General features: G+C 36.2%; 13 protein-coding genes. 7 read left to right on the top strand and 6 right to left on the bottom strand.

The window, feature by feature from the left end; all coding sequences use genetic code 11:
• Positions 1–81: 81 nt before the first annotated feature.
• The 3 genes from pspC to pspA form a co-directional block, all read right to left on the bottom strand.
• Positions 82–468, bottom strand: coding sequence for an envelope stress response membrane protein PspC (gene pspC, locus AAFX60_015680; protein ID XDF79847.1), 387 nt, complete (start codon positions 466–468; stop codon positions 82–84).
• Positions 468–692 (bottom strand): envelope stress response membrane protein PspB, encoded by a 225-nt coding sequence (pspB, locus tag AAFX60_015675; protein XDF79846.1) that lies wholly within the window; start codon positions 690–692, stop codon positions 468–470. The genes pspC and pspB overlap by 1 nt, the downstream gene beginning before the upstream one ends.
• Before the next feature lie 63 nt (positions 693–755).
• Positions 756–1421 carry a phage shock protein PspA gene (gene pspA, locus AAFX60_015670; protein XDF79845.1) on the bottom strand — a complete coding sequence of 222 codons (666 nt, stop codon included), beginning with the start codon at positions 1419–1421 and terminating at the stop codon, positions 756–758.
• Between the two features lie 175 nt (positions 1422–1596).
• Between pspA and pspF the strand changes: the two genes are divergently transcribed.
• The 7 genes from pspF (at position 1597) to AAFX60_015635 (ending at position 9113) form a co-directional block, all read left to right on the top strand.
• Positions 1597–2616, top strand: a complete 1020-nt coding sequence (gene pspF / locus AAFX60_015665; GenBank protein ID XDF79844.1) for a phage shock protein operon transcriptional activator — start codon at positions 1597–1599, stop codon at positions 2614–2616.
• A gap of 77 nt (positions 2617–2693) precedes the next feature.
• Positions 2694–4319 carry an ABC transporter substrate-binding protein SapA gene (sapA, locus tag AAFX60_015660; protein ID XDF79843.1) on the top strand — a complete coding sequence of 542 codons (1626 nt, stop codon included), beginning with the start codon at positions 2694–2696 and terminating at the stop codon, positions 4317–4319.
• Positions 4319–5281: an ABC transporter permease subunit gene (locus tag AAFX60_015655; GenBank protein ID XDF79842.1), complete on the top strand. Its 963-nt coding sequence runs from the start codon at positions 4319–4321 to the stop codon at positions 5279–5281. Before sapA ends, AAFX60_015655 begins: the two co-directional genes overlap by 1 nt.
• Positions 5268–6155, top strand: coding sequence for a putrescine export ABC transporter permease SapC (gene sapC / locus AAFX60_015650; GenBank protein XDF79841.1), 888 nt, complete (start codon positions 5268–5270; stop codon positions 6153–6155). The genes AAFX60_015655 and sapC overlap by 14 nt, the downstream gene beginning before the upstream one ends.
• Positions 6155–7168 carry an oligopeptide/dipeptide ABC transporter ATP-binding protein gene (locus AAFX60_015645; GenBank protein XDF79840.1) on the top strand — a complete coding sequence of 338 codons (1014 nt, stop codon included), beginning with the start codon at positions 6155–6157 and terminating at the stop codon, positions 7166–7168. The genes sapC and AAFX60_015645 overlap by 1 nt, the downstream gene beginning before the upstream one ends.
• Positions 7152–7976: an ATP-binding cassette domain-containing protein gene (locus tag AAFX60_015640; protein ID XDF79839.1), complete on the top strand. Its 825-nt coding sequence runs from the start codon at positions 7152–7154 to the stop codon at positions 7974–7976. Before AAFX60_015645 ends, AAFX60_015640 begins: the two co-directional genes overlap by 17 nt.
• Before the next feature lie 9 nt (positions 7977–7985).
• On the top strand, positions 7986–9113 hold the full coding sequence (locus AAFX60_015635; protein ID XDF79838.1) for a winged helix-turn-helix domain-containing protein: 1128 nt from the start codon (positions 7986–7988) through the stop codon (positions 9111–9113).
• Positions 9114–9161: 48 nt separating this feature from the next.
• On the opposite strand, the gene AAFX60_015630 is transcribed toward AAFX60_015635, so the two are convergent.
• The 3 genes from AAFX60_015630 to AAFX60_015620 all read right to left on the bottom strand — a co-directional run bounded on the left by AAFX60_015630 (position 9162) and on the right by AAFX60_015620 (position 13236).
• Entirely contained in the window at positions 9162–9308 is a 147-nt protein-coding gene (locus AAFX60_015630; protein XDF79837.1) for a hypothetical protein, read from the bottom strand.
• A complete protein-coding gene (locus AAFX60_015625; GenBank protein XDF79836.1) occupies positions 9298–11277 on the bottom strand; it encodes a methyl-accepting chemotaxis protein in 1980 nt (659 codons plus the stop codon). The genes AAFX60_015630 and AAFX60_015625 overlap by 11 nt, the downstream gene beginning before the upstream one ends.
• A gap of 219 nt (positions 11278–11496) precedes the next feature.
• Complete coding sequence (locus AAFX60_015620; protein XDF79835.1) at positions 11497–13236, bottom strand: alpha-galactosidase; 1740 nt, start codon at positions 13234–13236, stop codon at positions 11497–11499.
• Between the last annotated feature and the right edge of the window lie 11 nt (positions 13237–13247).

The raw sequence follows: 13247 nt of genomic DNA, 5'->3' as shown, positions 1-13247 counted from the left end.
TTATTCATTCATACAAAGTGGAGTGTACAGAACCTAATCTGAACACTCCATGAACAAGGTATTACTTTGTTATAAATAAGGTTATAAGTTACGAAACTCTTTACGTACTTTATATTCAGAAGAGGTTACATAGCCTTCCATACGGCGAATTTTCTCTTCCATTCTTGCCATATCACGATCAACACGCTTAATTACCTCTGATGCAGATTGCCCTGCCTGCCATGGCTTACTTTTTACTGTATGCTCACGACTTTCTTCTGCTCGGTAATACATTTCGATAGGTGCTTTATCCAAAAATAGCATCCCAGCGAAATACGCTAGCATAACTAAAAAGCCCGCACTAAAAAGCGCAGCGGAAACCACTAATATGCGTACAATCCAAGGTTCTACTCCAAAGTATTGAGCAATACCGGCGCATACTCCTCCAATTTTTCCGTTTCGAGTATCTCTATATAACTCTCGTGACATTAGCGCTCCCTCCAACTTGGGGACTCCGAATCTAGGATTTTCTCTAACGTTTCAATGCGTTTTTGCATTTTATCTGCACGTTCTGTCATTGATTTCAATAACTGACCATCTTCGTATGACAAACCTTGGCCTGCTTTGCCTTTATTTCGGTAATGCAAAAACAACCATAAAGGTGCAACAAAAATAAAAAATACAGCCAATGGGAAAGCAAAAAAGCTACTCATTGTTTTCTCCTAAATAATTATTAACTCTCTACCCATTCAGATAATTGTTGCTCAGGTAGAAGACTATGCGTCTTTCTTCATTTGTTCTTTTAGACGCTCAATTTCTTTATCAATTTCATCTTGCGCTTGCAGTTCAGCAAACTCTTGTTCTAATGAATTTGCTTTTCCAATAGAGTAACTGTCTGCTTTAGCATCTAACTCATCAATTCGGCGTTCATATTGCTCAAATTTAGCCATAGCACGTTCTGTCTTACCCGAATGTGTATGTGATTTTATGTCATTCCTATGCTGTGCAGTTTGTTGGCGAATGACTAATGCTTGTTGTCTTGCTCTTGTTTCTGTCAGTTTAGTTTCTAACTCAATTAATTCTGCGCTCAGCTTCTCAATACTCTCTTCAACCAAAATAAATTCGGTTTTTAAGCTAGAAAGAATATCCTGAACTTTTTGTTTTTCAATTAATGCTGAACGCGCAAGATCTTCTCTTTGTTTAAGTAATGCCAAACTTGCTTTATCTTGCCAATCAGCAACTTGTGCTTCAATAGAGCTAATTTTGCGAGTTAACTCTTTTTTATCTGCCAACGCTTTTGCTGATGCAGTGCGTACCTCAACTAACGTATCTTCCATCTCTTGAATGATCAAACGGATCATTTTTTCTGGATTTTCAGCCTTATCCAATAAAGAAGTTACATTAGAATTAACGATATCTGCAAAACGTGAAAAAATACCCATAATTGAATCCTCACTAAATAAACGATTTTGCTTTTAATATAGCTATTACACAATGCATGCCACTTTTTCACTCCATAAAAATCAATAACTTATTTAAAATTGACCACACAACAAAAATAAGTCATGATTAAAACCACTACTTTTTGGTCAAAATAACCATAAGAATGGAGATCTGATGAGAAAAGACAGTTTAGTTGGGGAGTCTGATGCATTCTTATCTGCGTTAGACCATGCTTCACAATTAGCGACAATTGATAGACCGATACTAATCCTTGGTGAAAGAGGAACAGGTAAAGAGTTAATTGCTCAGCGTTTGCATTTTTTATCTAGACGCTGGAATGAGCCATTGATTAGCTTAAATTGTGCAGCTCTAAACTCCGGAACTCTCGATTCGGAACTTTTCGGCCACGATGCAGGATCTTTTACGGGTGCAAAGCAACGTCATCAAGGTCGATTTGAACGTGCCGATGGCGGCTCTTTATTTTTAGATGAACTCACAACTGCTCCTCTTACTGTACAAGAAAAGCTACTTAGAGTGATTGAGTATGGTGAATATGAACGAGTTGGTGGGTCACAAACATTAAAAGCCAATGTTCGTCTAATTTGTGCTACTAATCAAAACCCTCAAGAGATGGTTAATGATAAAAAATTTCGAGCAGATCTATTAGATAGACTCTCTTTTGATGTCATTCATCTACCACCCCTACGATACCGTGAAAACGATGTTTTATTACTTGCAGAACATTTTGCAATCAAAATGTGTCAAGAAATGAACCTTACTTATTTCGCAGGTTTCTCGCACCAAGCTAAACATCAAATTTTAGATTATGACTGGCCAGGTAATGTTCGCGAACTTCGTAATTGCATAGAAAGAGCAGTATTTAAGCATAACCATGAAGAAGCTCAGATAGAATCAATTCAAATAAACCCATTTATTGCACCTTGGGAAAACGCGCCAACAAAAAATTCTTCAACTATAATCAACAAGACGATAACGCAAGATAACAAACCATCTTTACCTTTGAATCTAAAGCAATTTCAATTAGAACAAGAAAAAGAATTACTGCAACAAGCATTAACTGAAACACAGTACCACCAACGAAAAGCTGCTGAAGAATTAGGCATTACTTACCATCAATTTCGTGGATTATTAAAAAAACATCAACTCTTGACCACAATCAAGGGATATTCTTAGATATTTGAGTGCAGAACCAGTCACTTGGGTATAAAATGGCAGGTTCATTAATTTAAATCGATAAAACTACGGTCATTATGAAGATTATTGCGCGCCTACTCATAGCTGCTACTGGATTATTTAATCTAACAGCTTGTTATGATGCGGGGATCAAACAAACGATTCATGACACAGGATTCATTTATTGTGAATCTGGAAATGTGGATTTTTTCAACCCACAGATTTCTGACGGCAACAGCATTCTTGAGGCCATAAGCGCTCAAGTTTATGACCGTTTGCTTATCATAGATCCTGTTACGCAAAAACCTTCAGCTAACCTCGCGACTTCTTGGCAGGTTGATGATACAGGGACAGTTTATACATTTGATTTAAAAGAAAATGTTCAATTTCATACAACCGAATGGTTTACCCCATCCCGAGCTTTAACAGCTAATGATGTGGCATTCAGTTTTAATCGAATCTTAGATAAAAATAACGCATTTCATAACGTTAATTCAGGAGACTACCCTTGGTTTAACAGCATAAACTTTTCTCAAATGGTTACATCTGTTGAAGCAATCACCCCTCATCAAGTGCGATTTACTTTATCAACACCAGATAACACTTTCTTATCAGTTCTCGCTGCAAGCTATGCGGTTATTCATTCAGAAGAGTACGCACAACAATTAGCAGTAATAGACGAAAAAACATTAATTGATGTTAAGCCAGTAGGTACTGGTCCATTTAAGTTAGCTCAATTCCAAAGAAGTGAATTAGTTCGCTTGAAGCGTCATGAACAATATTGGCAAGGTCCTGCAAACATGTCTCAAGTTGTCTTTGATATCTCTAGCAGAGGGACAGGCTCTTTAGCAAAATTACTGCGCCAAGAATGCGATGTTGTTGCCAATCCAATATCAAGCCAACTACCAATCATTATTGATAATGATGCATTGACTTTATACTCACAAACAGCAATGAATGTCGCTTATATCGCAATTAATATGCGAGAACCGATATTACAAGATCAACGAGTTCGAAAGGCGCTCAGTTTTGCTATCGACCGTTCTAGCCTAATTAATTCGGTTTATTACAATTCAGGAATTGAAGCAAAATCCATTTTACCTCCCGCATCATGGGCTTATGGTAATGACAGCTCACACATTCGCTATGATCTCAATTACGCTAAAGGCTTGTTACGAGAAGCCGGCGTTAAAGATGGGTTAGAACTCACCATGTGGGTCCCGCTGGATAATAACTCATACAATCCAAGTCCGAAAAAATCTGCAGAGATTATCCAAAGTGACTTTGCAAAATTAGGCATAGATTTAAAACTGATCACCTCAGATATTTTAAATCCGAATGAACTAAAAGATGCTGATATCGATTTGGTGCTTACTGGCTGGAATGCAAACAGTTCAGATCCTGATTCATTACTCAGACCGTTACTTTCGTGTGATGCTAAACAAGCGGGTTTTGGTGTTGCAAACTGGTGTAACGAGGAGTTTGATCTGTTATTAGATTTAGCTAAAGAAACAAATCAACCAAGATATCGTATTAATATTTATCGCCAAATCCAAAATGTACTCAGTGAAGAGTTACCCGTTATCCCTCTGGCTCACGGCGTTAAATATCAAGCCAATCAATCTTCTTTAACAGGCTTCACATTAAGCCCTTTTAATACTTACTCTTTCCATAACGTTGTTAGAGTTAAGGAGTTGAACTAATGTGGATTTATACCATTAGACGCTTTAATTTATTTATTATTACCTTACTCATTTTAACTCTGATTGGTTTTAATATTTTACGTCTAGATGAAGCATCAACTTGGGCGAAAACACCCTTTTTATCTGGTTGGTTTACTTATCTTGGCCAACTATTAAACGGTAATTTAGGTATTAATCAATATGGCGTAAAGATGCTTGATGAAATACTTCGAGTCTTCCCTGCGACTATCGAACTTTGCTTCTTTGCTTTCTTTATTGCACTGATTATAGGTACGCCGATTGGTACCATTGCTGGGATGCGTAGAGGTAAACCTTTAGATACACTAATCTCATCAATCGCATTAGTTGGTTATTCCATGCCTTTATTCTGGATTGCTTTATTAGTATTAATGTTTTTCAGTTTACAACTAGGCGTAACTCCAGTTTCAGGTCGTTACAGCTTATTGTATGAATTCGATGCTAAAACAGGATTTGCCTTTATTGATGTGCTTGCCTCAAAATCACCTTATCGGGCAGAAATGCTTGAGAACATCATTCAGCATTTAATCTTACCCACATTAGTACTTTCCATTGCGCCGATGACAGAAGTTGTTCGTTTAATGCGCTCGTCCGTCGCAACGGTTATTACACAAAACTACATCAAAGTCGCTCATACTAAAGGCCTATCTAAATTTGAAATCATGGTCAAGCACATAATCCGTAATGCCTTACCTCCAATTATTCCAAAATTAGGTGTTCAATTATCTGGCTTATTTACCGCAGCGATCTTAACTGAATCCATTTTTAATTGGCCTGGTGTTGGGCGCTGGCTACTTGATGCCATCATTAATCAAGATTTTGTCGCCATTCAGGCTGGCGTTATTACTGTTGCGTCATTCATTTTATTAGCCAACATTTTATCTGATTTACTGGGTGCAGCAGTTAACCCGTTAGTAAGGAAAGAGTTCTATGCTCTCAAATAATGTTTATCAAGAAGAACATATCCCTACTCAAATGGAACGTTTCTGGTTGAGTTATCGAGCGAATTCACTCGCGATGTTCGGTTTTTGGTGCTTATTACTGATTGTAATTATCACTGTCACCTCGCCATGGTTAAGTCCATATGATCCACAATGGCAGTCAGATTATTTACTGATGCCGCCATCATGGAGCTCTGAGGGGGACGTTATCTTTTTCTTAGGTACTGATGACCTAGGTAGAGATATCTTGTCACGATTACTTATGGGTTCACAATTAACTTTCGGTTATGCGGTTATCGTTGCCCTGCTATCAGGGTTTGTTGGCTGCGTAATTGGTATTTTTGCAGGTATGACAAAGGGATTACTGTCCAGTACATTAAACCACCTACTCGATACCATTTTATCTATTCCATCTTTATTGCTTGCGATCATTTTCGTTGCATTTTTAGGATTTGGTGAATTTAATATTTTATTAGCTATTTGGCTCGCGCTTATCCCACGCTTTGTTCGAGCTGTTTATACAGCGGTTCATAATGAAGTTGAAAAGGATTATATTCTTGCTGCACGACTAGATGGAGCAAACAACTTCTATCTTTTATGGAATTCCATATTACCTAATATTCTTGTCGTTATGGTTGCAGAAATGACGCTTGCTATCTCTATTGCCATTTTAGATATCACTGCGTTAGGTTTTCTAGGTTTAGGAGCACAGGCTCCTAGTCCCGAGTGGGGAGCCATGTTAGGAGATTCTGTTGAGTTAATTTATACAGCACCATGGACAGTGACCTTACCTGGAATTGTAATTACCTTTACAGTCATCATCATCAACTTAGTTGGTGACGGTATTCAACGTGCGTTAAATGCGGGGACAGAATAATGCCATTATTAGATATTCGCCATTTAACCATTGAGTTAGAAACACCTCAAGGCATGGTAAAAGCCGTTGACCGCATGAGCTTAACCTTAAATGAAGGTGAGATTCGTGGTTTAGTGGGAGAATCTGGCTCAGGGAAATCTCTTGTTGCTAAAGCCATTTTAGGTATCACCAAAGATAACTGGAAAATCAGTGCAGACCGTATGCGTCTAGGTAACATTGATTTATTAGCCCTATCTCCTAAAGAGCGACGCCGAGTTATCGGACGTGAAATGGCAATGATCTTCCAAGAGCCATCAACCTGCCTTGACCCATCAGAACAAGTGGGTAACCAACTAAAAGAAGCGATTCCTTCCAAATACTTTACTGGTAGCTGGTGGCAAAGATGGAATTGGCGAACGAAAGGTGCAATAGCCCTACTCCACAAGGTTGGTATTAAAGATCATAAACACATAATGAAATGCTATCCATATGAATTAACGGATGGTGAATGTCAAAAAGTGATGATCGCAATGGCGATTGCCAACAAACCACGTATCTTAATTGCAGATGAACCAACCGATGAATTGGATGCTGTGACACAGTCACAAATATTCCGTCTACTAAGTCGAATGAATCAGGTTAATAACACGACAATTTTATTAATCAGCCACGACTTAATCACCCTTACTCAATGGGTAGACCGAATCACGGTAATGTATTGTGGTCAATCTGTAGAATCAGCTTGTCGTAAAGATATCCTTGAAGCACCAAAGCACCCCTATACCAATGCCCTGCTTCGTGCTATGCCTGATTTTAGTAAAGATGGGATCCCACACAAAGCTAAGTTAGAATCACTACCTGGTACAATTCCGCCTCTACAACATTTACCCATTGGCTGTCGTCTTGGACCTCGTTGTCCATATGCACAACGTAAATGTGTGCAAGTACCAGAGAGACAAAAAGTGAAAGATCACAAATTTAGCTGCCATTTCCCATTAAATTTTGAGGAGAAGAAGAATGACTGCGCTTCTTGAAGTTACTGATCTTAAAAAAGACTATGTATTTCGTACTGGATTATTTCGTAAACAAGTACGTGAAGCAGTTAAACCCGTTAGTTTTTCTTTAGAAGCGGGGCAGACTCTTGGTTTTATTGGAGCGAATGGCTCAGGTAAATCCACACTTGCTCGTATGTTAGCAGGTGTTGTTGAACCAACATCTGGGATCATAAAAGTTAATGGTGAAGTATTAGATTACAAAGACTTCCAAACTCGCTGTAAATTGATTCGAATGATTTTTCAGGATCCAAATTCCTCATTAAATCCTAGAATTCAAATTGGACGTATTTTAGAAGGCCCATTAAAACGTAATACCAGCATGCCACCAGAAGCACGTCAACAACGAGTAAAAGACACCTTGCTTCGCGTTGGCTTATTACCTGAGCATGCGTATTTTTACCCGCAAATGCTTGCAACAGGCCAAAAACAGCGTGTTTGTTTGGCTCGTGCATTAATTCTTCAACCATCAATTATCGTTGCTGATGAAGCGTTAAACGGTTTAGATATGGCGATGCGTTCTCAAATCATTAATTTATTTTTGGAACTGCAACAAGAAATGGCCATTTCATTTATTTATGTATCACAACACATTGGTGTAGTGAAACACATTACCGATAAAGTAATGGTGATGCATGAAGGGGAAGTTGTTGAAAAAGGTCCGACACAAGAGATCTTTGCTAACCCTCAACATTCAATCACACAGCGTCTTTTAGAAAGCCATTTTGATGCTCCGACTCACGATAGAAAACAGCGCATTAGTGCTGCAACGCCAAAAATCGAATGCTAAAGGATAATAATGAATAAAAAAGAGATAGTTAAAACCCAAAATCTCACAATTGATTACAGCAGTTTAACTGTTGTAATCAATCGTACTAAAGAAGAAATAAAAATAAGCCTTAATGAGGCTAATTTATTGTTTCTTCTTTATAGTAATCCGAATAAAATTTATACAAAAGATGAAATATATACACAATGTTGGGAAGATGGTTCAGTTGCAAATAGTGTCGTAACCCAGACAATATCCTTATTAAGGAAAAAATTCTTAACCCATAACATCTCAATCATCGATACTATAAAAAATAAAGGTTATAAATCAGGAGATCGCCTACTCTCAAAACCAATTAAAAAGTTCTATTTTCTCTTCTTCTCTGTGCTCATTCTTGTTTCTCTTTTTTTCATATTCCCTATTTTCAAACAAGTTGCACCTAGCTCAATAACGCAAAACCTTAATAAAGTATCAGATAACATATATATGTTATCCACTTCTAAAGCTATTGATATAACAAAGTTAAATATTCAACCTAATTACTTATACTTTTTGCATCTTGGCGAAGATAAATTATCTTTATCTCAGTGTTTATTTATCGAACATAAATGTAATGATGTTACGAATAAAATTATTTTTCTTGAAACAAATGAAGATAATATTGAGACTCTCATAAATCAAAACCTTACTAGTGGTTTAGAACAAGATAATCATCCTATCATTCAAAAAGACAACGATCAGGATGGTAATTTTAACCTTCATACTAATGTTCAATTTACATCAAATGATGATAAAGATTACATTGCATTTGCGACGTATAATTTCTACTTTAATCTTCAAGAAGATAAAAGCTATGACTTAGATATGTCAATTAACATCTCAGAATCTGGATATAACGGTAAATATACTTATTTTAGTGATTTTAAAGCACAATTTGATAAAGATACGTTAATTTCAAATGTTATTAATGAAGATGAGCAAAGTAGCTTAATTCAACATGGGCATATTGAAGATCAAACGAAACTAAAAATGTTCCCAAAAACATTTAAAAATGACAATAAGTATAACTACCTGCACTTTTATATTATAGATAAAGGCTTCAGCCTTACTTATAGTGAACAACAAGATATTTCATTTATTGTTAAAGAGTTTTATTAAAATGCACACCATAGCAGCATACCTTTGCTGCTATGGCATTTAGTTTATTTACTTCTCTGTATCTTCTTTTTTTGACGTTTGATTAAATGGAAAACAAAACACTTTATAAAGGAAATCCCTCTCTTCCGCAGTTAAACCATTAGAAATAGACGCTTCTTTCTGAGGATAGCCTGTTTTTTTTGTATTACTTTTCATGATCTTTATCTATTAAAGTGAAGAATTTAAGTTGCTCTACTTGTGATGTCGATAGCTCGGATAATTTATCGGCGTTAGAGCTGATTTTATTCATTTCATCAATATTTTTATTAATATTCTCCGTCATTAAATTAATGCTTTCACTTATAGATAAAATGGCCTGATTTTGCTCATTTGCAGCGGTCGCAACTTCTGTATTTGAACAAGTTATTTCTTCTATTTCTTTCGATATATCAAGTAATTGTGAATTTGTTTTCTCTGTCATTTCTTGAGTTTCATTAATTATCTTGATTGATTTCGAAACAGATTCAACCACATCATTAGATGTACTTTGCAAACGATCGATGACCTCTTGAATGGTTAATGTTGATTGTTGCGTTTTTGCAGCAAGCATCCTAACTTCATCAGCAACAACAGCAAAGCCTCGCCCACTCTCACCTGCTCTTGCCGCTTCGATCGCTGCATTTAATGCTAATAAATTAGTTTGGTCTGATATTGAGTCTATGACCGTAATAACCTCACTAATTTGCTCTGATTGAACCTTTAATGACTCAACTTCTTTAGCCGTTAATCCCATTTGTTTCACCAGTTCTTGGCTTAACTGACTGCTTACTGAAGCCGTATCTGATCCAGAACGGCTCAAGTTCAATGCCTCTTTTGCTCTTTCATCTGCATTCATAGCAACGTGATCAACTTGAGTTGCTGCTGCCGATAATTCAGTAACAGCCGCTGCGATTAATTCAATCTGAGATTTCTCTTCTAATATATTTTTTTCATTCGTATTCATTAACACATTAAGGCTTAATGAGGACGTAGACACCTCTGAGGCGATATCACGTAGAGCATTCACTATCTGATGTAAATGATGTGCCGTTTTATCTGTATTTTGACAAAGTTCGGCGACTTCATTGCTGCCAATTAAGTTATTCAACTCATTCAGTTTTCCTTCGGAAAGAAACTCTATCTGATCCTTCAAAATCCTTATAGGCATCACAATCGTTCGAATCGTAATCCATGTGATCAGCATGGTTAATAACGTAAAGCAAATCATAGAAATAATAATCATTTGCTTGCTAGAAAAAACAAGCTCAATACTATCTTTTGATAAAGTACTACTAATTTCATTAATTCTTGAACTTTGATTTTTTATCAAGTAATTAATGCTATTTTCAATTTTGAATAGATCCGATTTATTGTTATTTAGATTAGTAATTAACTCAGAAAATTGATGATAAATTGATTGTAAATTACTAATATTTAGTTGTATTTTTCTTTTTGCATCACTTTCATGAATATCATCAATTACTTGGTTTATTTTTATAAATTCAGCATCAATAATCTCAAAATCTTCCTTATCTATATTAAAGTTATATAGCGAATTTAACTTTATTTGTAATATCTCAGATGAAGAGTACAGTGCCTCTTCCATTTCGATCCAATGGTGTTCCTCATTATCCTGAACTTCTTTACTTAAAAGCTCTATCGAGTCACTTAAATAAGGTAACTTAGCCCATTCCGTTTGCATCTTTTTTGAAATGGTTTGATTCGATTCAATAATGTCTTTCATGTTTTCTAATAAAACAGAAACTTTGTTTAAATCTATGATCAATTGCTGTGTTGTATGCTTTTGACCTTTTATCTTGTTGTGCTCTTCTTCAATATAATTGAAATCATAATTAATCAATTCAATTTGTTCAAAAACATAATCATCTACATTTTCTAAGGCTTCGGGATTTGATAGAGAACGATTAATTTCACTAAATATCTGCAAAATTTTTGTTTCACTACTAGATAAATGCGTCATTTCTTGCAAGCGAACATTTAATACTTCCGAGTTCTTAACCGATTGGTTCATCGCAGATGAAATGATCAACATAGAGATAATCATAACCATAATAGCGAAAAGCGGAGGAAAGAGTATTTGATATCGTAGAGGGATATTCAGTAAGAAACGATTGATAGCATTCATATAATAACTCTATTTATGATTTAAAATGGGAATCGGATTATATGGATACCAATAGTCGTCTTCAAATGAACAAAAACGAAGAAAAAAGTAGTTAATTAATTTAAATCAAATAGTTAAATCTAGTTATTCTTGTATATTTTAGAAGTTTTTAGGCATAAAAAAAGACAAGTGTAAATTTAAACATTACACCTGCCTTATTTCTGATTTTTAACTGAGATTTTAATTTGAAACTAAAATAGCTTTACTGTTCAATCCGCTATCTAAAGTTAAAATTAACATCTGTGTTGGTTCTTCATTTAGCTGCTCCCCCGTCCAGAAATCTCGCCAAATAGATGGCTGATCAGCAACAAGGGTGTGCTCCATTGCTTCATCGTCATAATTAAATAAACAATGCAGTTCATGCTGATGATTGAGTGTTAATGTGCAATGTTTATTACTCAATGAAGTAAACTGAGCCGCCTCTTGAGTTAAACGAAGACGAGACAAAATATTCTTCCATGTTTTCTTTGCGAACTTATTCAAATCTGGTAACGGATCACCCGACAATGCAAGTCCACCAGAAGCTAAAATCACATTTCGATGAAATTCATAATATTTTCGTTCAGTCCCTTGATTAGACAATGAGATCAACGTGACGCAATCAGGATCAATTTGCCATAATTTACGGTGCTGCCAGCTACGGTAAAATGTCTCTTTTGCTATCTGTTCAAAACGTTGAGGATTACGTTCAACATCATCAGATACTCGCATTGCGTCAACTAAACCCAATGATGGCCACATTGGCGCATTACAGCCAAGAATTAACGCATCACCAGCCCCATTGGTAATAGCTTGCATACCTAATCGATAAGCCTCAATACCCGTGATCCCAGATTGTGTTCGCTTGCCTTTAAGCGTACCCCAATAATTAGCATCCAGTTTAAACAGCTCTACTCCCCACTCTTCCCTCATGGTGTGGATAACTTCTGTTAAATGGATTTGAACTTCTTGTTTTGAAGTATCAAGGATATACCAAGGCGTACAACGCCAGCCACCATAAGTAATATCTTCTGCTTTTAATAATTCACCATTCTCGTGATGAACAAACCAATCTGGGTGATTTTTAAAAATATCTGATTCAGGTTGTGCAATAAATGGAGCTATCCAAATAGCCGGTTTCTTTCCTTTTGCTTTTATATTTTGTAATAGTGCTTTTATACCATTAGGGAATTTATCTGAAGGTGTTAACCAGTCTCCCATGAAAGCTTGATATCCGTCGTCAAGAAGCACCCACTCAAATTCAGAGTCTTTTTGGCACATGACCTCAACATTATCTAAAACGTTTTTCTCTGTAACGTCTGCATAGTAGGCATACCATGAGCACCAACCAATTGGAGCGTCTTGTTTTACGCCTGGTCGAATTGGGTGCTGCTGTTGTACTTTGGCTGCATAAAGCTCATATAACTCAGCTAAAGACTCAGCCTTAATAACCGTTAATGACTCCATTCGATTACTAGCCCAATCTTGTGGATGAGTAAACTCACCATCAAGAAATGCCATTACATTCATTGAACCTTGATATTCATGTATCTCGAAATAACCTGCAAATCGATAACAAGAAGTAAAACCAAAGAGAGTAAATCCGTCTGATTGTTCAATCACTAAATAATTATAAAATCTTTTTTTTGCGTGCTCTGAATAAATTCGATAACTAGGACTATTATCAGGACAGCGGCCGATCTCTTGTGGTGAGTCAACTTTTCCGCCTGTCTGAGCAAGCATTTGAAAACCATCCCCCAAAATTTTTGCGTCATGCTCTAATTGGGTTGGAAATTGCAGAATAAGGTAATGATCATTAATTGGAAGATTATGAATACCTGAAAAATGCATCGATATTTGATCATTTTGGAATTCATAGATTAAATCGGTTTGTACCGGGATACTTTCTTGTCCACATAAGAAAAATAGTGGGTTCATCATTCACTTCCTAG

This window comes from Aliivibrio fischeri (assembly GCA_038993745.2).
GTDB classification, from domain to species: domain Bacteria; phylum Pseudomonadota; class Gammaproteobacteria; order Enterobacterales; family Vibrionaceae; genus Aliivibrio; species Aliivibrio fischeri_B.
This window is presented reverse-complemented; position numbering and strand designations above follow the sequence as displayed.

Coding starts and splice junctions, on each gene's coding strand:
- AAFX60_015640 (XDF79839.1), top strand. CDS start 7,152: ATGACTGCGCTTCTTGAAGTTACTGATCTTAAAAAAGACTATGTATTT.
- pspB (XDF79846.1), bottom strand. CDS start 692: ATGAGTAGCTTTTTTGCTTTCCCATTGGCTGTATTTTTTATTTTTGTT.
- AAFX60_015625 (XDF79836.1), bottom strand. CDS start 11,277: ATGAATGCTATCAATCGTTTCTTACTGAATATCCCTCTACGATATCAA.
- pspC (XDF79847.1), bottom strand. CDS start 468: ATGTCACGAGAGTTATATAGAGATACTCGAAACGGAAAAATTGGAGGA.
- AAFX60_015635 (XDF79838.1), top strand. CDS start 7,986: ATGAATAAAAAAGAGATAGTTAAAACCCAAAATCTCACAATTGATTAC.
- pspA (XDF79845.1), bottom strand. CDS start 1,421: ATGGGTATTTTTTCACGTTTTGCAGATATCGTTAATTCTAATGTAACT.
- AAFX60_015645 (XDF79840.1), top strand. CDS start 6,155: ATGCCATTATTAGATATTCGCCATTTAACCATTGAGTTAGAAACACCT.
- AAFX60_015620 (XDF79835.1), bottom strand. CDS start 13,236: ATGATGAACCCACTATTTTTCTTATGTGGACAAGAAAGTATCCCGGTA.
- pspF (XDF79844.1), top strand. CDS start 1,597: ATGAGAAAAGACAGTTTAGTTGGGGAGTCTGATGCATTCTTATCTGCG.
- sapC (XDF79841.1), top strand. CDS start 5,268: ATGCTCTCAAATAATGTTTATCAAGAAGAACATATCCCTACTCAAATG.
- AAFX60_015630 (XDF79837.1), bottom strand. CDS start 9,308: ATGAAAAGTAATACAAAAAAAACAGGCTATCCTCAGAAAGAAGCGTCT.
- sapA (XDF79843.1), top strand. CDS start 2,694: ATGAAGATTATTGCGCGCCTACTCATAGCTGCTACTGGATTATTTAAT.
- AAFX60_015655 (XDF79842.1), top strand. CDS start 4,319: ATGTGGATTTATACCATTAGACGCTTTAATTTATTTATTATTACCTTA.